21 protein-coding genes are annotated in these 20,544 nt (G+C 55.7%); 17 read left to right on the top strand and 4 right to left on the bottom strand.

The window, feature by feature from the left end:
- Window positions 1–2: 2 nt before the first annotated feature.
- Window positions 3–266, bottom strand: a complete 264-nt coding sequence (locus HP564_RS03080; RefSeq protein WP_371240070.1) for a hypothetical protein — start codon at window positions 264–266, stop codon at window positions 3–5.
- A 328-nt stretch (window positions 267–594) separates the two neighbouring features.
- On the opposite strand from HP564_RS03080, the gene HP564_RS03075 reads away from it, so the two are divergent.
- The 14 genes from HP564_RS03075 (at window position 595) to HP564_RS03010 (ending at window position 13,301) form a co-directional block, all read left to right on the top strand.
- Entirely contained in the window at window positions 595–1,596 is a 1,002-nt protein-coding gene (locus HP564_RS03075; protein WP_371240068.1) for an MsnO8 family LLM class oxidoreductase, read from the top strand.
- A 15-nt stretch (window positions 1,597–1,611) separates the two neighbouring features.
- Entirely contained in the window at window positions 1,612–2,769 is a 1,158-nt protein-coding gene (locus HP564_RS03070) for an amidohydrolase (protein WP_371240066.1), read from the top strand.
- Window positions 2,770–2,850: 81 nt separating this feature from the next.
- Window positions 2,851–4,164, top strand: a complete 1,314-nt coding sequence (locus HP564_RS03065; RefSeq protein ID WP_371240064.1) for an LLM class flavin-dependent oxidoreductase — start codon at window positions 2,851–2,853, stop codon at window positions 4,162–4,164.
- 13 nt (window positions 4,165–4,177) lie between these two features.
- Window positions 4,178–5,119, top strand: a complete 942-nt coding sequence (locus tag HP564_RS03060) for an ABC transporter substrate-binding protein (RefSeq protein WP_371240062.1) — start codon at window positions 4,178–4,180, stop codon at window positions 5,117–5,119.
- A 10-nt stretch (window positions 5,120–5,129) separates the two neighbouring features.
- Window positions 5,130–5,642, top strand: coding sequence for a GNAT family N-acetyltransferase (locus tag HP564_RS03055; RefSeq protein WP_371240060.1), 513 nt, complete (start codon window positions 5,130–5,132; stop codon window positions 5,640–5,642).
- Between the two features lie 9 nt (window positions 5,643–5,651).
- Window positions 5,652–6,581, top strand: a complete 930-nt coding sequence (locus HP564_RS03050) for an amino acid ABC transporter permease (protein WP_371240058.1) — start codon at window positions 5,652–5,654, stop codon at window positions 6,579–6,581.
- Window positions 6,565–7,359 (top strand): amino acid ABC transporter ATP-binding protein, encoded by a 795-nt coding sequence (locus HP564_RS03045; RefSeq protein ID WP_371240056.1) that lies wholly within the window; start codon window positions 6,565–6,567, stop codon window positions 7,357–7,359. Before HP564_RS03050 ends, HP564_RS03045 begins: the two co-directional genes overlap by 17 nt.
- A gap of 10 nt (window positions 7,360–7,369) precedes the next feature.
- Window positions 7,370–8,269 (top strand): ABC transporter substrate-binding protein, encoded by a 900-nt coding sequence (locus HP564_RS03040; RefSeq protein WP_371240054.1) that lies wholly within the window; start codon window positions 7,370–7,372, stop codon window positions 8,267–8,269.
- A 202-nt stretch (window positions 8,270–8,471) separates the two neighbouring features.
- Complete coding sequence (locus tag HP564_RS03035) at window positions 8,472–8,891, top strand: DUF1090 family protein (RefSeq protein WP_371240052.1); 420 nt, start codon at window positions 8,472–8,474, stop codon at window positions 8,889–8,891.
- Window positions 8,892–9,065: 174 nt separating this feature from the next.
- Window positions 9,066–9,311 carry a DNA polymerase V gene (locus HP564_RS03030; protein WP_371240050.1) on the top strand — a complete coding sequence of 82 codons (246 nt, stop codon included), beginning with the start codon at window positions 9,066–9,068 and terminating at the stop codon, window positions 9,309–9,311.
- A 169-nt stretch (window positions 9,312–9,480) separates the two neighbouring features.
- On the top strand, window positions 9,481–10,041 hold the full coding sequence (locus tag HP564_RS03025) for a non-canonical purine NTP pyrophosphatase (RefSeq protein WP_371240048.1): 561 nt from the start codon (window positions 9,481–9,483) through the stop codon (window positions 10,039–10,041).
- Window positions 10,038–10,832, top strand: coding sequence for an SIR2 family protein (locus HP564_RS03020; RefSeq protein ID WP_371240046.1), 795 nt, complete (start codon window positions 10,038–10,040; stop codon window positions 10,830–10,832). Before HP564_RS03025 ends, HP564_RS03020 begins: the two co-directional genes overlap by 4 nt.
- Window positions 10,833–10,937: 105 nt before the next feature.
- Window positions 10,938–11,279, top strand: coding sequence for a YebG family protein (locus tag HP564_RS03015; protein WP_371240044.1), 342 nt, complete (start codon window positions 10,938–10,940; stop codon window positions 11,277–11,279).
- A 1,083-nt stretch (window positions 11,280–12,362) separates the two neighbouring features.
- Entirely contained in the window at window positions 12,363–13,301 is a 939-nt protein-coding gene (locus tag HP564_RS03010; protein WP_371240042.1) for an omptin family outer membrane protease, read from the top strand.
- 57 nt (window positions 13,302–13,358) lie between these two features.
- Here the strand turns inward: HP564_RS03010 and proP are convergent, their stop codons facing one another.
- Complete coding sequence (gene proP / locus HP564_RS03005) at window positions 13,359–14,819, bottom strand: glycine betaine/L-proline transporter ProP (RefSeq protein WP_371240040.1); 1,461 nt, start codon at window positions 14,817–14,819, stop codon at window positions 13,359–13,361.
- Window positions 14,820–15,350: 531 nt separating this feature from the next.
- On the opposite strand from proP, the gene HP564_RS03000 reads away from it, so the two are divergent.
- A complete protein-coding gene (locus HP564_RS03000) occupies window positions 15,351–16,091 on the top strand; it encodes an SDR family oxidoreductase (protein WP_371240038.1) in 741 nt (246 codons plus the stop codon).
- 32 nt (window positions 16,092–16,123) lie between these two features.
- Here HP564_RS03000 and HP564_RS02995 read toward each other — a convergent pair whose 3' ends face one another.
- Both HP564_RS02995 and HP564_RS02990 read right to left on the bottom strand, forming a co-directional pair.
- Window positions 16,124–17,398, bottom strand: coding sequence for a Glu/Leu/Phe/Val dehydrogenase (locus tag HP564_RS02995; RefSeq protein ID WP_371240036.1), 1,275 nt, complete (start codon window positions 17,396–17,398; stop codon window positions 16,124–16,126).
- A 313-nt stretch (window positions 17,399–17,711) separates the two neighbouring features.
- Window positions 17,712–18,011, bottom strand: a complete 300-nt coding sequence (locus tag HP564_RS02990; protein WP_371240034.1) for a hypothetical protein — start codon at window positions 18,009–18,011, stop codon at window positions 17,712–17,714.
- A gap of 314 nt (window positions 18,012–18,325) precedes the next feature.
- On the opposite strand from HP564_RS02990, the gene HP564_RS02985 reads away from it, so the two are divergent.
- Window positions 18,326–18,727 carry a hypothetical protein gene (locus HP564_RS02985; RefSeq protein WP_371240032.1) on the top strand — a complete coding sequence of 134 codons (402 nt, stop codon included), beginning with the start codon at window positions 18,326–18,328 and terminating at the stop codon, window positions 18,725–18,727.
- A gap of 402 nt (window positions 18,728–19,129) precedes the next feature.
- Entirely contained in the window at window positions 19,130–20,542 is a 1,413-nt protein-coding gene (locus tag HP564_RS02980; RefSeq protein WP_371240030.1) for a sodium:solute symporter family protein, read from the top strand.
- Window positions 20,543–20,544 lie beyond the last annotated feature (2 nt).

Below are 20,544 nucleotides of genomic sequence, written 5' to 3'. Positions count from 1 at the left end.
GGCTATCCTTGTGCGTCAGCAGGCAGAAAGGACTCGCCGGGCGTCAGCCTCAGGCGATTTGACCGAACGAAAGACGCGGCCGACGGGATCAAATCGAGCTGCGCCAGCGTATCCGAATCGAATGTCAGCCAGTCGCTGAGATCGACAAAGCCCGCCGCACAGGTAGCAATCGCCGGTTTAGCCTGCGTATAAGCAGGCGAGAAAAGTCTGTCGATCACCTGCCTGGTATGGGTGGCGTGCGACAGCGGCGAAAAACGAAATCGCATGATGTGAATCCCTTTATTATCAACTGCCTTTTACGGCGAAATTCATCATCGAATGCGACGTCGACCAATTGAACCAATGATTTGCGCAAAGCTTATTTGAAAATAACAATTAGCACGCTGGCGATATGATTTGTCGTTCTTATTTTTCAGGAAGCGCGTTTTCCCTCTTTATCTGGCAAAGCCGAAAATAATGACGTTTTATTTTTGCCGTCGGAAAACCCGTATTGTTATGCCACTTTTGATGTTCCCTTTTTCATATTTGTTGTTTTACGAACTATTAACCTGACTTCACACTGAGTCGCAACTGGATTGAGGTGAGGAAAGGTGAATGTCATATCGTCTGAGTTTGTTGGATAAATCGCCAGTGCTGGCGAATGAGTCAGCCAGCAGTGCCCTGCAGCGCACGCTACAGCTGGCACAGCAGGCGGAACGCTGGGGCTATCATCGTTTCTGGCTGGCTGAGCACCACAACAGCGCGCAGCTGGCAAGCCCGTCGCCGGAACTGCTGATCGCCTGGATTATCGGGCAGACGCACCATATTCGCGTCGGCTCTGGCGGCGTGATGCTGCAACACTACAGCCCCTATAAAGTGGCTGAAAATTTCAATCTGCTGGCGTCGCTGGCACCGGGCCGTATCGACCTGGGCGTCGGTAAAGCGCCGGGCGGCCTGCCACTCTCAACCCGCGCGCTACAGGCGGGCGTTGATGCGCAGGCAAAGGGCAGTTTTGCCGATCAGCTTCAGCAGCTCAGTCAGTGGCTGAGCGCGCCACAGCAGGCGCAGGCCGAGGAGGAAGAAGGACTACAGGCAACGCCGCGTCCGCCGCGTCCGGCCAACCGCTTTTTGCTGGGTGCAAGCGAAGAGAGCGCCACGCTGGCCGCGCAGCAGGGCTGGCAGCTGGTGTTTGCCGCCCACCTCAACGGCGACCGCCAGCTGATGGAAAGTACACTCGGCACCTATTACCGTCTCAGTGGCCAGCGCGCCTTGGTGGCGGTGCAGGTGGTGGTGGCTGACTCGCCGGCCGAGGCGGATCTGCTGGTCAACGGTCTGCGCCACTTTCACGTTAAGGTCAACGGCGGCCAGGGGGTCAATGTCGGTAGCCTTGAACAGGCAGAACGCTATGTTCGGCAAGGGGGCTTTACCGATTACGTGATTGAGCCGCGCACTCCGTCGCTGCTGAAAGGCACTGCCGCGCAGGTGCATGCCCAACTGGAGACGCTGCAGCAGCACTATGGCATCGACGAGTTTGTTATCGACACGCCGATCGACGAGCCAGCCGCCCGCGTGCGTTCGCTGGCGCTGCTGGCGACCCATCATCTGGTTGCGGCGTAAGCGGCGGAGATCACCATGAACACACCTTTCGACAGGCAGCTGATTGCGTGGCGTCGCGAACTGCACACCTGGCCGGAGCTATCCGGTCAGGAAAAGGCGACCACGGCGCGCCTGCGCGCATGGTTGCAGGCGGCGGATATTACGCTGCTGGATCATCCGCTGGCAACCGGGCTGGTGGGGGAGGTGGGTCAGGGTGAGGCGCTGATTGCCCTGCGTGCCGATATTGATGCGCTGCCGCTGCATGAGGCGAGCGGCGTCTCTTACCATTCGCGGCGTCCCGGGGTGATGCATGCCTGCGGACACGATGTGCACAGCGCGGTCATGCTGGGGGCGGCACTGCTGCTGAAGCAGCAGGAGGCAGCACTCAAGGGGCGCGTGCGGATCCTGTTCCAGCCTGCAGAAGAGATTGCCGCCGGTGCGCGTCAGTTCATTGAGGCGGGCGTGCTGGACGGCGTCCAGGCGATTTTCGGCATGCACAATGAACCGGCTCTGCCAACCAACACCTTTGCCACGCGCGCCGGCGCGTTTTACGCCAATGCCGACAAATTTATCATTCGCGTCAGCGGCAAAGGAGCACATGCTGCCCATCCGGAACAGGGTGTGGATACGATTGTTGCGGCCAGCCAGATTATCCAGGGGCTGCAAAGCCTGACCAGCCGCAGCTTTAACGCGCTCGACAGCCTGGTGCTGAGTATTACGCGCATTGATGCCGGTAAAACCTGGAACGTGTTGCCTGGCAGCGTGGAGTTTGGCGGCACGGCACGCACCCACGATCGTGACGTACGCGCCGGGCTGGAGGCGCGGGTACGAGCGCTGGTCACACATTTTGCCGAGGCGGCAGGTGCCGAAGCCACGCTGAGCTGGCATGCCGGCCCGCCGGTGCTGGTGAACGATCCCGAGTGGACGCGCTTCGCCAGCGAAATGGCTGAACAGGCGGGCTATCGCGTGCAGACCGCTGACCTGCACCTGGGCGGCGAAGATTTTGCCTTCTATTTGCAAAAACTGCCTGGTGCCTTTGTCAGTATTGGCAGCGCCAGCGAGGCGGGGCTGCATCATCCTGCCTTTAATCCCGACGAGGCGCTTATCGCGCCTGCGGCGCGCTACTTCGCGCAGCTGGCCCAGCAGGCGCTGCTTCACCTCAACGCGCGATGTTGTGACGCCATTCTGACCTGATCCCCGGATTTGAACGGCTTCTGCCCGGCCTGACAGTCGCGCAGCGGGCACCGTTGTCACAAAATTCATTGAGAGACGATTATGACCAAAAGAGAACTTCGACTGGGAACCATTCTGCACGGTGCATCCGGCAACATGTCTGCATGGCGACATCCAGCCGCCCAGGCCGATGCCAGCATCAGTCTGGCCTATGCAACACGCATTGCGCGCAAGGCGGAAGAGGGCAAACTCGATTTCCTGTTTGTTGCCGATGGCCTCTATATCAATGAAAAGTCGATACCCCACTTTCTCAACCGTTTTGAACCGCTAACGCTGCTCTCCGCACTGGCAGGCGTGACCAGCCACCTCGGCCTGGTGGGCACGGTCTCTACCTCCTACAGCGAACCGTTTATTACCGCGCGCCAGTTTGCCAGCCTCGATCATCTGAGCGGCGGCCGCGCGGGCTGGAATGTGGTCACCTCGCCGCTGGAGGGATCGGCGAAAAACTTTTCCCGTAAGCAGCATCCGGAGCATGCGCTGCGCTACCGCATTGCCGATGAGTACCTCACCGTAGTGAAAGGGCTCTGGGACTCCTGGGAAGAGGGCGCCTTCGTGCGCGACAAAGTGAGCGGCCAGTTTTTTGACGCCACTAAGCTGCACACCATTGATCACCACGGTGATTTCTTTCAGGTTGCCGGGCCGCTGAATATACAGCGCACGCCGCAGGGCCGTCCCATTGTGTTCCAGGCGGGAGCGTCTGAGGATGGCAAAAAGCTGGCGGCGCGCCATGCCGACGCGATCTTCACCCACCAGCCTACGCTGGAAGAGGCGCAGGCATTCTACCGCGATGTAAAGCGGCAGCTGGTGGAGAACGGCCGCCAGCCGGAGGATCTGCATATCTTTCAGGGTGTCAGCGTGATTGTCGGTGACAGTGCGGAAGACGTGGAGCAGCAGTATCAGACCACCGCCGCGCTGGTGTCGATCCAGGACGCGCTCAACTATCTGGGACGCTTTTTTGACCATCATGACTTCTCTCAGTATCCGCTGGATGCGCCTTTCCCTGAGCTGGGGGCTATCGGCCAGAACAGCTTTCGCAGCACCACTGACGAGATTAAGCGTAAGGCGCGCGAACAGGGGCATACGCTGCGTCAGGCGGCGCTGGAGGCCGCTACGCCGCGTCCGCTGTTTCATGGCACGCCAGAAGAGGTGGCAGACGGTCTTCAGGCGTGGTTCGAGCACGCCGCAACCGACGGCTTTATTATCCAGGGCGGCACGCCCGACACCTTTGAGCGCTTCGTTGATCACGTCGTACCGATCTTACAGGCGCGCGGCCTGACCCGACGCGAATACCCCGGAACGACATTGCGTGCCAGCTTTGGCCTCAAGGAACCGGCTAATCAGTTTTCTCCACACTAAGAGCACCTTCGCTATGCAGACCCAGAAAACCCTTATCGCCCTGCTGTTGCTGGCCGTTTCAGGCAGCCTGTACGCCGAAGGCACTAACGTTGCTTACAATGGCCAGCGCGTCAGCCTTGAGGCCAATAAAGATCCCATTAACACCGCGAAGAACGCACAGGCGGTGGCGCAGATCCCCGCCGGGCATCACTTTGTGGTGCCGGGTTCATTTACCGTGGCGGTGGCCGCACTGAATTCGCCACCGCTGACGGTCTTTTCTGACGACAACAAAACGCTGCTTGGCAGCGAGGTAGATATTGCTCGTCTGGTGGCCGATAGCCTTGGCCTGAAGCTCAATGTGGTGCCGACCTCGTGGGAAGACTGGCCGCTCGGCGTGACGTCGGGCAAATATGATGCGGCCATTTCCAACGTGACCGTGACCAGAGAGCGCAAAGAGAAGTTCGATTTCGCCACTTATCGACGCGATACGCTGGGCTTCTACGTCAAAACAGACAGCAACATTAAAGCGATCACTCGCGCTGAGGATATTGCCGGGCTGCGCATTATCGTGGGGTCCGGCACTAATCAGGAGGCGGTGCTGCTGGAGTGGGATAAAGCCAATCAGGCAAAAGGGCTGAAGCCGTTTACGCCGATCTATACCCGGGATGACGCCGCCCAGACGCTGGCGTTGCAGTCGGGCCGCGCTGACGCTTTCTTTGGGCCAAACGTGATTGGCGCATGGAAAGCGGCGCTGAGCGGCAAAACCCGGCTGGTGGGGAGTTTCGACGGCGGCTGGCCGAAAGTCGCGCATATCGCCGTGACGGTGAAAAAGGGCAGCGGCCTGGCCGAACCGATCAACACGGCGCTGAATGGTGTCATCCAGAACGGCGATTATCTGCGGGTGCTCAACCGCTGGGGTGAGGGCGTTGAGAAGATCGACCGTTCTGAAATCAATCCGCCGGGCCTGGGCGACTGAGGAGATCAGCATGAGCCAGCAGTTTTTTCGTGATGTGTCGCCAGAGGATCCTGAGCTACAGCCGATCCTGACCGGGTTGTTTGCATTTTATGCCTCGCGCTACGGCGACTTTTTCCACAGCCAGCAGGAAGTGGAAAAAACGGAGTGGTATCTGCCGCCGCGCGGGCTTTTTATCGTGCTGGAGCGCGACGGGGAGATTATCGCCATGGGGGCTTATAAGCCGTTTGATGATGAGACCGCCGAGCTGAAGCGCATCTGGACGCGCGGCGATCTGCGGCGTCAGGGGCTGGCGCTGCGGGTGGTGCAGGAGCTGGAACAGCGTGCGCTGGGGGCCGGTTATCGTCGGCTCTATCTCACTACCGGGTTTCGCCAGCCGGAAGCGGTTCGCCTTTACAGCGGGTCAGGCTATCAGCCGCAGTTTGATCTCAGCGGAGATCTTGAGCGCTATGGCCAGCCGCCCTATGACGGCCGTCTGCGGTTTATCAAAGTGATCGACGTGAACAGCGTCGCTCAGGCAAGTTAAGGAGTCGAGATGAGCAGGGATCATCAACAGTTAACAGTGGTGCCGGCGCGCTATCCAGGCCGGACTGTCGGGGCGATTGTCGCCCTGTTTATTCTGGCGGGCGTGGTTGAGTCTGTCGCGCTTAATCCTCGCTGGGAGTGGGGCGTGTTCGCCCGCTGGTTTTTTGACCCGGTTATTCTGCACGGTCTGGGGCAGACGCTGCTGCTGACGCTGCTTGGCACAGTATTCAGCCTGATCGCTGGCGGCCTGCTGGCACTGGCTCGTCTCTCCTCGTCGTGGCTGTTAAGCAGTCTGGCGTGGGGCTATATCTGGCTGTTCCGCTCGCTGCCGCTGATTGTGGTACTGATTATTCTGTATAACTTCTCCTATCTTTACGACACGCTCTCGTTTGGCGTGCCCTTTACCGCGCTCGCCTGGGGCCACTTCCAGACCATCAATGTGCTGGGACAGTTTCCCGCGGCGGTGATCGGCCTGACGCTGGTACAGGCCGCCTACAGCGCGGAGATTATTCGTGGCGGCTTCCTGGGCGTCGATCACGGTCAGACGGAGGCGGCCTCGGCACTGGGCCTCTCTGCGACCCGTCGCACCTTCCGTATTATTTTGCCGCAGGCGCTGCGCGCCATAATTCCTACCGCCTTTAATGAAATCATCAGCCTGGCGAAAGGCACGGCCATGGTATACGTGCTGGCGATGCCGGAGCTGTTTTACACCATTCAGATGATCTACAACCGCAACCAGGAGGTGATTCCGTTGCTGATGGTGGGGGCGGCCTGGTATCTGATCATTACCACGGTGCTGTCGGTGATCCAGCATAGCGTTGAGCGCTGGCTGGCACGCAGCGTCACCCGCGATGCGCAGCCTTCTCGCTGGCGGCAGTGGCGCACGCGTCTGAACCCCGTACCCGCAACTGAGGAGATTAGCCATGTCCGAAGCCATTGATTATCGTCGGGCGCACGCAACGGGTGCCATTACCATTACCGGCGTCAGCAAAAGTTACGGTCGCCATAAGGCGCTGGATAACGTCTCGCTGGAGCTGGAGCCTGGCTCCGTCACGGTCATTGTCGGGCCTTCCGGCTCCGGTAAGTCGACCCTGCTGCGCACGCTCAATCACCTTGAACGCGTAGATGAGGGATTGATACAGATTGATGGCGACTACATTGGCTATCAGCGGCGCGGCGACCGGCTCTATGAGCTGAAAGAGAAGGCGATCCTGCGTCAGCGCATTAATGTCGGCTACGTGTTTCAGAACTTCAATCTGTTTCCGCACCTGACGGTGCTGGAGAACCTGATCGAAGCGCCCGTCGCCCATCGACAGCTTTCTAAGCGCGACGCGATTACGCGCGCCGGGGAACTGCTGGATACCGTCGGGCTGCGGCACAAGGCTGACGCCTGGCCGCGTCATCTTTCTGGCGGGCAGCAGCAGCGCATCGCTATTGCCCGTGCGCTGATGCTTAACCCGCGCGTGATGCTGTTTGATGAGCCCACCTCGGCACTCGATCCCGAGCTGGTGGGTGAAGTGCTTGACGTGATTAAAACCCTGGCGCGCTCCGGCACTACGCTGGTGATTGTGACGCACGAGATTGGCTTCGCGCGCGAGGTAGCGGATAACGTGGTGTTTATGGTCGACGGTAAAATTGTCGAGCAGGGCAGCGCGACGCAGGTGCTCACTAATCCGCGCCACGAGCGCACGCGCCGCTTTCTGGCGCGCGTGCTGTAAGGCGGCTGAGATGAGAAACCTGATGTTATCCGCGCTGCTGTTCTGCGCCGCGCCCCCTTTGCTGGCGACGGCGCGGCTCGATGCCGTGAAAAATGAAACGCCCATTGAGGCACCGGCAAATCCGCAGGCGATAGGCCAGATCCCGCCAGGGTTCCGCTTCGTTGAGCCTGGCTACCTGACCGTTGCGACCGCCAATACCAACTCGCCACCGCTTGGGCTGCTGGCGTCCGACAACAAAACCCGCATCGGCAGCGATGCGGACTTTGCGCGACTGCTGGCCGACAGCCTGGGGCTGAAGCTGCGCCTGGTGCCCGCGGCCTGGGAGGACTGGCCGCTCGGCGTGACCGCCGGACGCTACGACGTGGCAATGTTTAACATTGCGGTGACGGAAGAGCGTAAGAAGAAGTTTGACTTCGCCACCTATCGGGCTGACGGCCATGCGTTTCTGGTGAAAGCCAACAGTCCGATTAACGCCATCAGCAAAGCGGAAGATGTGGCGGGGAAGCGGATCATTGTTGGTTCCGGCACTAACCAGGAGCGCATCCTGTTGGGCTGGGATGAGAAGAACCGTGCGAAAGGGCTGAAGCCGGTCACGCCGGTCTACCTGACCGATGAGGCGGCGGCGACCCTGACGCTGCTCTCTGGCCGTGCCGACGCGCTGTTTGGTCCACAGTCGATGGCTGCCTGGAAAGTGGCCTCGCGCGGCGATACCAAAATTGTAGGCTACGGGCCGGTGCGATCCTGGGTGGCGGTGACGACCAAAAAAGGCAACGGCCTGGCGGAGGCGTTGCAGACAGCCATTAACGGCACTATTGCCGGGGGCCAGTATCAGCAGGTGCTGAGCCGCTGGGGAGAAAAGAATGAGGCGATCAAGGCGTCAACGGTGAATCCGCCGGGCATCGTTTACTGATATCAGCGCATCAGGCATGGCAACCGCTGTGGCAGGCTGCTGTGCTTGATTCTCTGAACGGCCAGCGAAATCACCATAATAACCCCACAATCTTTAATGAGTTTTACGCAAGTGCTGAATACTTTTCCGTTACGGCAGAGTATAGTGCAGCGCGCAACCATACAGGCTGTGTGGTTTTTTTAACAAAAGGAATAACTGGCTTATGAAAAAAATCGCCTTCACTCTCGCTTTAGTGGCTTCCCCTTTTTTCTCTCACGCGGTAACGCGGTCATGCAGCGATCAGGTGGCTGAGTTAAATGCCAAAGTTGCCGCCGCTACGCGTGCCGGTAACAGTGCTGAGGTCTCGCGCCTCCGTTATGCGCTGACAAAAGTGAAAACCTATTGCACCGATGAACGCCAGGCCAGTCGGGCCCGCGAGGATGTCAGCGATCGCCAGCTCAATGTAAAAAAAGCTGAGCATGAACTGCTGGACGCTCAGCAGGAATTAGCCGAGGCGCAGGCAAACGGCCGTGCTGACAAGATAGCGAAAAAATCACGCAAGGTAGAAGAGAAGAAACGCAAACTTCAGGACGCCCGGAACGATCTCAGCCGGGCTCAGGACTCTGCCGCCCGTCTGCCGTAGACGTTAGCCAGGGCTCGCCCTGACAGGCCGTTGTCGCCAGCCCTCTTATCCTGTTATCTCTTTTCGCCATCTTATTGAACGAGCAAGCGGATGGATAAATATCACCTGTAGCCGCTTGCTCCCTGCGCACCATAGCATTACTGTATATAAATACAGTTTTTTATGGAGAAAGTCATGATGCGCGAAGATGACAGAGAGCGTGCCTTCAAAAACGCGGTCAGGCGTGATGATCTGGGACGCTATATCGTCAGCACTGAGGATTTCGTCAGTGAACTGGCCCGGCTGGACTGGCACCTGACGCCTAAAGAGGCGAATCGCTGGGTTGAAATTCATACAACCATCTTTCGCGACGTCTCCACGCAGGAGGGCGAAGCACGTCTCTTTCAGGTGTTTGATCTCCAGGACGAGAAGAGGCAGTAAGGTGCGTCAGCGGGATCCCGCCCGTATAGCCCTCATGTGTTCTGCGCGCGCGCGTGCAGATCCCATCCTCCTTTCTCTGGCCGCTGCTGGGCAAATTTGCACCAGCGCACAATTTGCAGGACAATATTACTACCCTTCACCAAAAACGCATGTCATACATAGGGTTGTGATGAAAATCCGCTTTCTGTCAGCCAATGAATACAAGCTGTCTGAGGTTCGTAAAATTCTTGAGCCGGTGGGTGTTGATGTCGTACCTATCGCGCGACGTATCGAAGAGATCCAGACCGAAAACGAGCTGGAGCTGGTGCGCGACAAGCTTACCAAAGCCTTTTCGATCATCGGACGTCCCCTGTTTGTCGAGCACACTGGCCTCTATCTTGACGGGCTGAATGGCCTGCCTGCCGGCCTGACGCGCATTTTCTGGAACCGCCTTGATGCGGAACGCTTCGCAAAGCTGGTTCAGGGCCTTGACAGCCAGGCGGTCACGGCCAAAACGGTGCTGGGCTACTGCGACGGGCGGAAAATGTATCAGTTTCATGGCGAGCTGCGCGGCACCATTGCTGCGAAGCCCGCCGGGTCGCGTGAATTTCAGTGGGATTGCGTGTTTATCCCGGAAGGGCACAGCCAGACCTTTGCGGAAATGGGCGAGCTGAAAAATGAGATTTCGATGCGCAAGCTGGCACTGGACCGTTTTGCTGAGTTTTTAAAAACCGCCCGAGGAGTGGCATGAAACCTGAACTAAAACGCGCCTATGACTCCGGGAAGCTGATTCTGTTCGCGGGTGCGGGCATTTCACGCAATCTGGGCTTGCCGGAGTGGCATGAGCTGATTGCCCATCTCGCCAACGAGCTGGGCTACGATCCCAAAATATTTAACACCTACGGTACCCATCTTTCTCTGGCGGAATATTACAAGCAGAAAAAGGGCTCGCTGGGGCCGCTGCGCAGCTGGATGGATCGGGAATGGCACCGCCCCGATATCGATGTCCGCTCGTCAGAAATTCATACCATGATTACCCAGGGTAATTTCAGCCGCATCTACACCACGAACTACGACCGCTGGCTGGAAGCGGCGCACGAGGCGCACGGTGTCCCCTATAGCAAGGTGGCAAACGCGGCAGATTTAGTTTCGCTGACCGAAGACAAGCGCCATATCATCAAGCTGCACGGCGATTTTGACGATGATACCTCCATCGTGCTGGATGAGAGCAGCTATTTTGAACGCCTCTATTTTGACTCACCGCTGGATATTAAGTTGACCCATGACGTAATGGGCAGTTCGGTGCTGTTTGTCGGCTACAGCATCAGTGATTTCAACATTCGCCTGCTGTTTTACCGCCTGACAAAAATGTGGGGCAGAACCGGACTGGCCACGGCCCGGCCAAAGTCTTATCTCTTTACAAACCGCAATAATCCAGTCGCGCGCGAGGTTCTGGGGCAGTGGGGAATCGAGATGATCGTGTCGGAAGAGGATGATCCCCGAAAAGCGCTGGCTGACTTCCTTAATGAGCTGATTTCCTGAATAAAATTTTCTCGTTGCCCGCGTCTGCCAGGGGGAGGAAAAAAGGATGCAATCCCGTCTCAGGCGCGATATACTGTATATATTAACAGTATCGGAGAGGCAAAAATGGCTGTCGAAATTAAATATGTCGTCGTCAAGAAGGGTGAAGAGAAAATGACATTTGCCAGCAAAAAAGAGGCGGATGCCTACGACAAGATGCTCGATATGGCGGAAGCCTTTACCGACTGGTTAGCGCAGCACCAGCCCGATATGGATGAATCACAGGCGGAAACCCTTGGCCTGCTGCTGGCAGAGCAGAAAGATGCCATTCAGCATATTTTGCGCACCAGCAAACTTCCTGATGTTGCCGACGCCGCGAAAAAGGCGGGGGCATCAGACGCGGGTGACGACAGCGCAGAGGGCGGCGTCGCCCAGCCCAAAAAAGTGCGCGCGGTTAAAGCTGCCTGATTCAGCGCATTAAAAAACGCGCCGCAGTGACTTCGCCTGCGGCGCGTTTTTTTATCAGCGCTAATCTGTCTCTGCCTGACTACGTATATTAGTGAGTAAACAGGCTGAAGGTTCCCGAATAGTAATTCGCCATCCACGCCACATAACCCAGCCATATCACCAGTCCACCCGTCAATGCGATTTTTCCTGTCATAAGCCCCTCTCTGACATTTATGTTTTTGCTTACCGTTGTCACAAATTGACAGAAGGCGGGGCGGCGTGATTTGTTCTGGATCAAATAACCTGCATGCAGCAGAACAGGTCCGGAATGAGGTAAATCAAAGCCTGTATCACCGCTGCGGGTTTTCCTGCAACCCATTACTGTTCGCTGACAGCCCCGACAGCCCCGACAGCCCCAACGGTATCGACGCCATTGACGCCTCGACACCACCGACGCCCTAATACCCCCGACATCCCCAACCCCCGTGACACCACTGACACTACCGACAGCCCCGACACCCAGCCGGGCCGTCGATGCGCCATTCCGCTATCCCGTCGGGGGCAGGACCCGACCCGGAGGCGAACGTCTGAGCGTGTTACCCCGCCGAGACATGCCAGTAATTTGTCGCGGCTGATGCCCCGTTACCCTGAAGTGGCAAGGCAAGAGGCGGGGCCTGTTAACTGGCGCGAACTGTCACTGTCGTCAGCGAGGAAATTTACCTTAAGCGAACAGATGAAAATATTTCGCGTAGAGGGAAGGCGCTTTATTTTTGCTTAAAAAAACGCCAGTTTTATTTTAAGTCAAACTGACCAGGGTCTGAATCTGCGCTGTTTACTAGGGTAAAAGATGAGCAACGTCTGTTTGCAGGCAGTTATTTCAAGGCTGACATAGGATCAGGCAAAAAGGCTGTCTGAAAAAAACAGTGCAGACGATAATCCGCAGCCAGTCAGCTGTTATCGACAGGCTTTAATAAAGAATTAATTAATTATACTTAACTTTATATCCCCTTTTTCAGGCGTGAAAATTACGCTTGCCTGCCTCTTCTCTGCCTTTTAGTCTGTGCCCGCCATTCAGGGGTAATATAATTTATAGCAGGATATTTAATGAAAAAGAGCACACTGGCGGCAATGATGATGGCCGTATTTTCAGGCAGTACGGTAGCGGCCGCCACGTCACTGGCACCCGATTTCTCATCTGACAGCGTCAGCGTATCTGCGTCGGTGGGTATGCTGGGCGGCAAATCTAAAGAGCTGGTTTATGACGCCAGCAATGCGCGTAAAGTCAGTCAGCTTGACTGGAAGATCAAAAACGTTGCGATTCTCAAAGGTGATATTTCCTGGGATGCCTACTCCTTCCTGACGCTGAGCGCACGCGGCTGGACTTCGCTGGCATCTGGCGCTGGCCATATGGATGACTATGACTGGCAGAACGCGCGTCAGTCGAGCTGGACCGATCACTCCTCGCACCCCAGCACCGATGTGAATTATGCCAACGAATACGATCTGAACCTGAAAGGCTGGTTTCTGCAGGATGACAACTATAAGGTCGGCGCGGTAGCAGGCTATCAGGAAACACGTTTTAGCTGGACGGCTTACGGCGGTGCCTACAGCTATGATAACGGAAATTATATCGGCAATTTCGCCGCTGGCGAGCGCGGTATCGGCTATAGCCAGCGCTTCTCTATGCCTTACGTGGGGCTGGTGGGCCAGTATCGCGTCAACGATTTTGAGTTTAACGCGCTGTTCAAATTCAGTGACTGGGTACGCGCACACGACAACGATGAACACTATATGCGCGACCTGACGTTCCGTGAAAAAACCGCAAATTCACGCTACTACGGCGCAGCGGTCGATGCGGGCTACTATGTGACCGAACATGCAAAGGTGTTTGCTGAGTTCACCTGGAACAAGTATGAAGAAGGTAAGGGTGGCACGCAGGTGATCTATACGCCGACCGGTGAATCCGCTTCTTACGGCGGTGACGCTGCGGGTCTCTCCAACAAAAACTACACCGTGACCGTGGGTCTGCAATATCGCTTCTGATAAAAAGAAAAACCCGCCAGCGGCGGGTTTTTTATTTCAACAGCAGAGCATGAGCGATTACGGCGTGGGCTGCTGCTTGCTGCGTGAGCGGAGTTTCTTCACCAGGCGGTGCGCTTCCGCTTCGCTGGCGACCGCAGGCGATGAGCCGCGCAGCGGTTTACGCGCTGACTCGTGCAGCGTAAGCACGGTCAGCAGCCCAATGGCCCCTGCAACCATCAGATAGTAAGCCGGCATCATCAGGTTATGGGTGGTATCCACCAGCCAGGCGGTGATCAGCGGAGTCGTGCCACCAAACAGCGATACCGACAGGTTGAAACCAATTGCCAGCGCACTGTAGCGAATATCGGTGACAAACAGCGCCGGTAAGGTAGCAGGCATCGTGCCGCTGAAGCAGGTATGCAGCATGCCCAGCACAATCAGACCAGCAAACACCAGCCACATATTGCCGGAAGTGATCAGCATCATGCAGGGGATCGCCAGCAGGATCAGGCCAAGTGCGCCACTGCCGATGACCGGACGACGGCCAAGACGATCTGCCCAGTGCCCCCAGAAAAGCGTCAGTGGCATCATGACAAACATCACCACCATGATCAGCAGCAGGCTACTCAGTTCACCCATGCCGAGTATGCCTGTCAGATAACTCGGCATATAAGAGGTCAGCATATAGTTGGAGACGTTAAAGAGCAGTACCAGTCCGATACATTTCAGCATCGGCTTGTGGTGTTTCTTCAGCATCTGCATCACTGACAGCGCGGGTTTACTGTGCTCCAGCGCCTCCTGTTTCTCCATGTGCTGCTTGAATGCTGGCGTTTCTTCCAGTTTCAGCCGCACATAGAGACCGAAAAGACCGAGTGGGGCAGCAATAAAGAACGGCACGCGCCATCCCCAGTCCAGCATCGTCTGCTCAGGCAATACTGAAGTGAGTGCGGTAACAAAGCCGGCACCCAGCAGATAGCCTCCCAGCGTACCAAATTCAAGAAAGCTGCCCATGAATCCGCGGCGGTTATCCGTGGAATACTCTGCAATAAAGGTGGCCGCACCGCCATATTCGCCGCCGGTTGAGAAGCCCTGAACCAGACGCGCCACCAGCAGCAGGATCGGAGCCAGGATACCGATGCTGGCATAGGAGGGGATCAGGCCAATACAGAAGGTGCCAATCGACATCATAATCATGGTCACTGCCAGCACTTTCTGACGGCCAATGCGGTCGCCCAGTGGACCAAATACCAGCCCCCCAATAGGGCGCACCAGAAAGGCGGCAGCAAAAGTACCAAAGGCAGCAATAAGCTGCGCTGTATTACTGGCACTGGCGAAAAAAACTTTACCGATGGTGACGGCCAGATAGCTATATACGCCGAAGTCGAACCACTCCATGGCGTTACCTAATGCCGCAGCGCCAACGGCGCGTTTCAGCATGTCTTTGTCGACAATCGTAATATCATCGACCGTCAACTCCTTCTGTTTTTTCTGCCAGAAATGTTTTCTGGCTTTATCCGCTGGTTGATTCCCGGTGCTCATATTTTCCTCATCACTAGTATGAGGCTCTTATAGCTTTCGTCGCCGAACTGCCAACTAAGGGAAAGAAAGCTATAAGCAGCCTGTCAAAATAAATTATGGCAGTTTGTTTACAAGAATTTACCTTACTATAAAAACGGCCTCGTTTACAAATTAGCAGGTTTTTACGCTGCGACAGGGATAAGCGCAAAAAAAATCATCTCAGGATAGAACGTCTTAATGACATTTCACGCTATTACTCACAGGCTTACTGCCAGATACACATTGACAAAAATCTGATGAAATTGAGTTATTACTTTATCGCCTGTCCGAACCTGCCCAAATAACCGGAGGAAAGTCAGGGGTAATTTGCGGCTCTTAACTGCCTGCAGTGCCAGATTATTTTTGGGCCAGCGATTAATAAACAGAGCCCTATAGTCATCACATCATCACTGACAAAATGCCGCGTTATTATGGTTGCCAGCTAATATTCAAGGAGAATGTTTATTCTTATGCTGTGGCTGCTCTGGCCTGCGGCACATCTGGAGAAGCGAAATGGCCCGATTTAGTGGCAAACGTATTTTAATTACCGGCGGCACCAGTGGAATGGGACTGGCTGGCGCACAGCGTATCCAGGCTGAAGGCGGACGTGTGGCGATCACCGGCCGCAATCCCAGCCGATTGCAGTACGCTAACAGCGTGCTTCACGATAACGCGCTGGTATTGCGAAATGATGCCTCACTGGAGGCAGATATTGAGGCGCTGGGTGAGGCGGTTGAAAAATGGGGCAGGCTGGATGGCCTGTGGCTTAATGCGGGCTATGCGGAGCTGGGCGATCTGGAATCGGTGTCGGCTGAAACCTTTAATGCCATGATGAATGCTAACGTGCGTGGTCCGATGTTGCAGCTGGCGCGGCTGTCGCCGTTGCTCAATCCTGGCGCCTCCGTGGTGGTCACCTCCTCCTCCTCTACGTATGAGGGGGCGGCGATGACCAGTCTGTATGCCGCTACTAAAGGGGCTATTGTGGCGATGGCGCGCAGCTGGGCATCGGCGCTGGCCACGCGGGATATTCGCGTCAATGTCATTATCCCCGGCCCGATTGAGACTCATTTTCGCGATTTTTTGCCGGAAACGGCGCGCCAGCAGTTCGAAGATTTTGTTATCAGTCAGGTGCCGCTGAAGCGCGCCGGGAAAGCGGAAGAGGCGGCGGCGGTGGCGCTGTTTTTGCTCTCCAGCGACGCCTCTTATGTTACAGGGAGCCAGTACGCCGTGGATGGTGGACTGGTGCGCTACTGAAGACAGGGCAGCCTGCGCTGCCCTTACCACACTTAACCGGGATAGATGCCGCGCTCTTTACGTGCCATCAGGATCCGTTCACAGGCAACAATATAGGCGGCAGTGCGCAGCGAACACGCTTTCTCTTTCGCTTTGTTCCAGACGTGTACCATCGCATCCGTCATGATTTTGTCCATGCGTGCGTTAATCTCCTCTTCGCTCCAGAAGAAGCTCGCCATATCCTGTACCCATTCAAAATAGCTGACCGTGACACCGCCTGCGTTACAGATAACATCTGGCACGACAATAATGCCGCGTTCGGCCAGCATGTCATCTGCATCGGGATAAGTTGGGCCGTTAGCGCCCTCCAGTACCAGTTTGCAACTCAGGCTGGCAGCGCGCTCACGCGTAATCTGGCCCTCAAGCGCGGCCGGGATCAGGATATCCATCTGCGTGTGCCAGAAAGCTTCTTCATCCACTTTCTGCGCGCCAGGAAAGCCAAGGATCTGTTTATGCTCCTGCTGCCAGCGCGTCAGTTCAGCCATATTGATGCCGTCTGAATTCACCAGGGTAGCGCTGTGATCCTGGATCGCCACTACCGAGGCGCCAGCTTCGCTGAAGAGACGAGCGGCCTCGCTACCCACGTTACCGAAGCCCTGAACCGCAACGCGCGCGCCCTCCACAGCAATGCCTTCGCGACGGGCGACTTCACGGCCAGTGATAAAGACGCCGCGCCCGGTCGCTTTTTCACGTCCCAGTGAGCCGCCGAGGTGGACCGGCTTGCCGGTCACGACGCCGGTGACGGTGGTGCCGCTATTCATGGAGTATGTATCCATCATCCACGCCATCACCTTGCTGTTGGTGCCCACATCTGGCGCGGGGATATCTTTCTGCGGCCCGATAATGATGCCGATTTCGCTGGTGTAACGACGCGTCAGGCGTTCCAGCTCTCCTTCCGATAACGCGAAAGGATCGCAGCGAATGCCCCCCTTGGCGCCACCGTATGGCAGGTTGACCGCAGCACACTTAATGGTCATCCAGGCGGAGAGCGCCATCACCTCGTTCAGGTCAACGTTGGGGTGGTAACGAACCCCGCCCTTGCCTGGCCCGCGTGACAGGTTGTGCTGCACGCGATAACCCTCGAAGTGGCGGATGGTGCCATCATCCATTTGCAGCGGAATATCGACAATCAGCGCGCGCTTCGGATGGCGCAGGGTATCGATCCAGCGTGCCAGCTCGCCCAGATAGGGTGCGACGCGGTCGATCTGCTGAAGATAGGTGGACCAGGCAGATGTACTGTTTTCAGACGCGTAGGATAACTTTTCCATAAAGACCTTTCTTTTTTTACAGTCGTTTATTATGTGTTGCCGTGGATGAGAAGCGGATATAGCCGCTCCCCGATAATTTACCACTTACCGCGAAAAGAACATTTTCCTGACACGCTGGAAAAACTCCGTTTGCCACATTTTGGTGCATCCGGATGCATAAATTATTCAGATGGAGGCGATTACACTGAATAAAGATGTAATGATGTTGCATGAGTGTTGCATAAATAAATTTTTATTGAGTTTTCAGTTCCTTGAGTTACCTCATAAATTGCACAAAATACGCCCGCTTCGTATTGACTTAAGCGGCTGAAATTCACTGCATGAGCATAACTAATGGATTGATTACTTTTTGTAATAGCATGCTAACGCTCTGGCCAGGAGCATTAGCATGGCTTCCATTTCTCTTTTCAAATGAGATAAAAAGCTGGTCGATCTCGACTACCGCACTGGCTGTGAGAGGGTTGCCACAATGGCGAGACAGTGCGTTACGCAGTGCCGTAATATCGCTGAAAACTGACATAAATAAGGTCACCTTGATCCGTGCATGGAAGCCGGTCTTTTCCACTCCGGCAAAAAGGGCTGACTGCTGAAGTAATGCTTCATCCTGCTTCATCAGAGGATTGCCCTGTGTCGCGCGACTGACTGGCGTGAGGCCCGAAATAGAGCGCGTTGAGATGTGTACTGGCGCATGGACATAAGATGCCCTGTTACTCAGGGCAGCATAATTAACAGGTTCTGGCGATGACGGGCACGGCTCGGTGCGCTGAAAAAGGAGTGATGTGAGAGCGATTATCCACGCAACCTCCGGCTGGTGGAAATTACGTCAGACAGACGAATTCGGAACATGCTGACGCATTGTCTGGTGGGAGAAAGTGTGACGTAGCGCTAAAATAGAAGCTTAGTCGCAGCAGAGGCCAGACAAAAATAATGATTTTACGTTTTTCCCCCATCGCTCTTCTTGCCGTAGTCGCCCTCAGCGGCTGCGCCAAAAAACACTCTTATCAGGATGACCCTTCCTTCGCTGCCGGTCCGGCTCAGGTCAGCGTTTCCCACGTGAAGACGCGCGCTGATGATGGCTCTTCGGTCTTTGTCACCGTGGACGGCAAAGATGCCGGTCAGCTTAATGGTGGAGAAAATAAAGATCTCTTCCTGACGCCTGGCAAGCATAAAATCGGCGGGTATGTGGCTACGCTGTTTGGCCTGGGGCGGGTCACAATCAGTCCCGTTGAGATCACCACCGCACAGGGTGAGGTGAAGCATGTTGCTTACGAGGTGAAAAGCGATAAACCCACCTTTACGGCGTTGTCGACACCGCCTTCTGAAGGCTAACGTCAGTATGCTCAGTGGCCGGATGTCACCGGCTGCGCTGACGCTGTCCAAAGAACGTCACTCTCGCCCCCCCGGCCCGCAGAAGCGGGCTTTTTTCGCGTTATTTGTGATTATATAAAATCATGATTGATTATATGTGAGCACGATCAATTTATTAACGCCCCGGTTATCCTATAAAGTCTCACGTGAAGCCTTCATCAAGAAAGCGCTCTGATTAAATTCAATCAATCTGCTTCCCTACAGGAGATTAACGTGGCAAATCTACATAGCGGCTCTGTCTGCGTCGTTTTTGCGTTGCTGGCAGTGCGGATGCGCTAGTCCGCCAGTACGCACACGCGATCATCAGAAAATAAACGAGGGTACAGTCCCTCACGGTTTCGCTCGTCCTCAAGAGAGGCTCAGATGAATACGTTTAATGCTGAAGACACTTTGATCATTGTTGGCATCGTGGTGGCCTATATCGGCTTTACCACCTGGCTGACCTGGCGGCTGCGTAGTAAAAGCAGCGGCGATTTTATGGAAGGATCGCGCGCCATGCCGGCGCTGGTGGTGGGTATTCTGCTGATGTCAGAATATATTGGCGCTAAATCCACCATTGGCACCGCACAGGCCGCGTTTGAAGGCGGCTTTGCGGCCTCCTGGTCGGTTATCGGCGCAGCCATCGGCTTTCCACTGTTTGGTTTTCTGCTGGTAAAACGCATCTATAGCACCGGAAAAATCACCATCTCTGGTGCCATTGCCGAGAAGTACGGCAACACTACCAAAAATATTATCTCTGTCATTATGATTTACGCGTTGCTGCTGGTGAATGTGGGCAACTACGTCAGCGGCGCGGCGGCCATCTCTACCATTCTTAAGGTCAATCTGCCCATTGCTGCGTTTATCACCGCCATTGTCAGTACCTTTTATTTCTGCTTCGGGGGGATGAAAGGGCTGGCCTGGGTCACCATGCTGCACAGCGCGCTTAAATACTTCGGGATCCTCGCCATTATGGGCTTCGCGCTTTACAAAACAGGCGGCTTCACTCCGATGATTGAGCAGATGCCCGCGTACTACTGGACGTGGGATGGTCATATCGGCGCAGGCACCATTGTTGCCTGGCTGATTGGCACCATTGGTTCCATTTTCTGTACGCAGTTTGTTATCCAGGCGATCTCTTCTACGAAGGATGTGCGCTCAGCGAAGCGCGCTACCTGGGTTGCGTTCTTTTTCTGTTTGCCGATTGGCCTGGCGATCGCTGTGATCGGCGTGGCAGCAAAATATCTGCACCCGGAAATTAACAGCCTTTATGCCATGCCAGTTTTTCTTCAGGACATGAATCCGTGGATGGCGGGCATTGTGACCACGTCACTGGTTGCCTCTATCTTCGTCAGCGTCAGTACTGTGGCACTGGCTATCGCCTCGCTGGTGGTCAAAGACTTTTACGTGCCGTATCGCAAGCCTACACAAGAGCAGGAGTTTAAAGCCACGCGCTGGCTGTCGCTGATCATTGGCTTTCTGCCGCTGATTTTCGTGCTGCTGGTGCCGGAGGTATTGAAGCTGTCATTCTTTACCCGTGCGATTCGTCTTTCGATTTCGGTGGTTGCAGTGATTGCGTTCTATGCACCCTTCTTCAAGAGCGCCCGGGGTGCTAATGCCGGATTGATTGGAGCCTGTGTAGTGACCTCGGTCTGGTATCTGCTGGGCGATCCCTTTGGTATTAACAACATGTATATCGCGCTAATCACGCCAGCTGTCATCATGGCAGTCGATCATCTGATTCCTAACAGACAGGAAAGTAAAACACGCCACACCGTTGAACAGAGAGGAGTATAGAA

The sequence above is a fragment of the Pantoea sp. KPR_PJ genome (assembly GCF_041386365.1).
In the GTDB taxonomy this organism is placed as follows: Bacteria; Pseudomonadota; Gammaproteobacteria; order Enterobacterales; family Enterobacteriaceae; genus Pantoea.
Note: the sequence above shows the minus strand (reverse complement) of the source record. Positions and strands in the feature narration are given on the sequence as shown.

Excerpts from the sequence above, each read along its gene's own strand:
- HP564_RS03080 (WP_371240070.1), bottom strand. The coding sequence starts at position 266 with ATGCGATTTCGTTTTTCGCCGCTGTCGCACGCCACCCATACCAGGCAG.
- HP564_RS03075 (WP_371240068.1), top strand. The coding sequence starts at position 595 with ATGTCATATCGTCTGAGTTTGTTGGATAAATCGCCAGTGCTGGCGAAT.
- HP564_RS03070 (WP_371240066.1), top strand. The coding sequence starts at position 1,612 with ATGAACACACCTTTCGACAGGCAGCTGATTGCGTGGCGTCGCGAACTG.
- HP564_RS03065 (WP_371240064.1), top strand. The coding sequence starts at position 2,851 with ATGACCAAAAGAGAACTTCGACTGGGAACCATTCTGCACGGTGCATCC.
- HP564_RS03060 (WP_371240062.1), top strand. The coding sequence starts at position 4,178 with ATGCAGACCCAGAAAACCCTTATCGCCCTGCTGTTGCTGGCCGTTTCA.
- HP564_RS03055 (WP_371240060.1), top strand. The coding sequence starts at position 5,130 with ATGAGCCAGCAGTTTTTTCGTGATGTGTCGCCAGAGGATCCTGAGCTA.
- HP564_RS03050 (WP_371240058.1), top strand. The coding sequence starts at position 5,652 with ATGAGCAGGGATCATCAACAGTTAACAGTGGTGCCGGCGCGCTATCCA.
- HP564_RS03045 (WP_371240056.1), top strand. The coding sequence starts at position 6,565 with ATGTCCGAAGCCATTGATTATCGTCGGGCGCACGCAACGGGTGCCATT.
- HP564_RS03040 (WP_371240054.1), top strand. The coding sequence starts at position 7,370 with ATGAGAAACCTGATGTTATCCGCGCTGCTGTTCTGCGCCGCGCCCCCT.
- HP564_RS03035 (WP_371240052.1), top strand. The coding sequence starts at position 8,472 with ATGAAAAAAATCGCCTTCACTCTCGCTTTAGTGGCTTCCCCTTTTTTC.
- HP564_RS03030 (WP_371240050.1), top strand. The coding sequence starts at position 9,066 with ATGATGCGCGAAGATGACAGAGAGCGTGCCTTCAAAAACGCGGTCAGG.
- HP564_RS03025 (WP_371240048.1), top strand. The coding sequence starts at position 9,481 with ATGAAAATCCGCTTTCTGTCAGCCAATGAATACAAGCTGTCTGAGGTT.
- HP564_RS03020 (WP_371240046.1), top strand. The coding sequence starts at position 10,038 with ATGAAACCTGAACTAAAACGCGCCTATGACTCCGGGAAGCTGATTCTG.
- HP564_RS03015 (WP_371240044.1), top strand. The coding sequence starts at position 10,938 with ATGGCTGTCGAAATTAAATATGTCGTCGTCAAGAAGGGTGAAGAGAAA.
- HP564_RS03010 (WP_371240042.1), top strand. The coding sequence starts at position 12,363 with ATGAAAAAGAGCACACTGGCGGCAATGATGATGGCCGTATTTTCAGGC.
- proP (WP_371240040.1), bottom strand. The coding sequence starts at position 14,819 with ATGAGCACCGGGAATCAACCAGCGGATAAAGCCAGAAAACATTTCTGG.
- HP564_RS03000 (WP_371240038.1), top strand. The coding sequence starts at position 15,351 with ATGGCCCGATTTAGTGGCAAACGTATTTTAATTACCGGCGGCACCAGT.
- HP564_RS02995 (WP_371240036.1), bottom strand. The coding sequence starts at position 17,398 with ATGGAAAAGTTATCCTACGCGTCTGAAAACAGTACATCTGCCTGGTCC.
- HP564_RS02990 (WP_371240034.1), bottom strand. The coding sequence starts at position 18,011 with ATGAAGCAGGATGAAGCATTACTTCAGCAGTCAGCCCTTTTTGCCGGA.
- HP564_RS02985 (WP_371240032.1), top strand. The coding sequence starts at position 18,326 with ATGATTTTACGTTTTTCCCCCATCGCTCTTCTTGCCGTAGTCGCCCTC.
- HP564_RS02980 (WP_371240030.1), top strand. The coding sequence starts at position 19,130 with ATGAATACGTTTAATGCTGAAGACACTTTGATCATTGTTGGCATCGTG.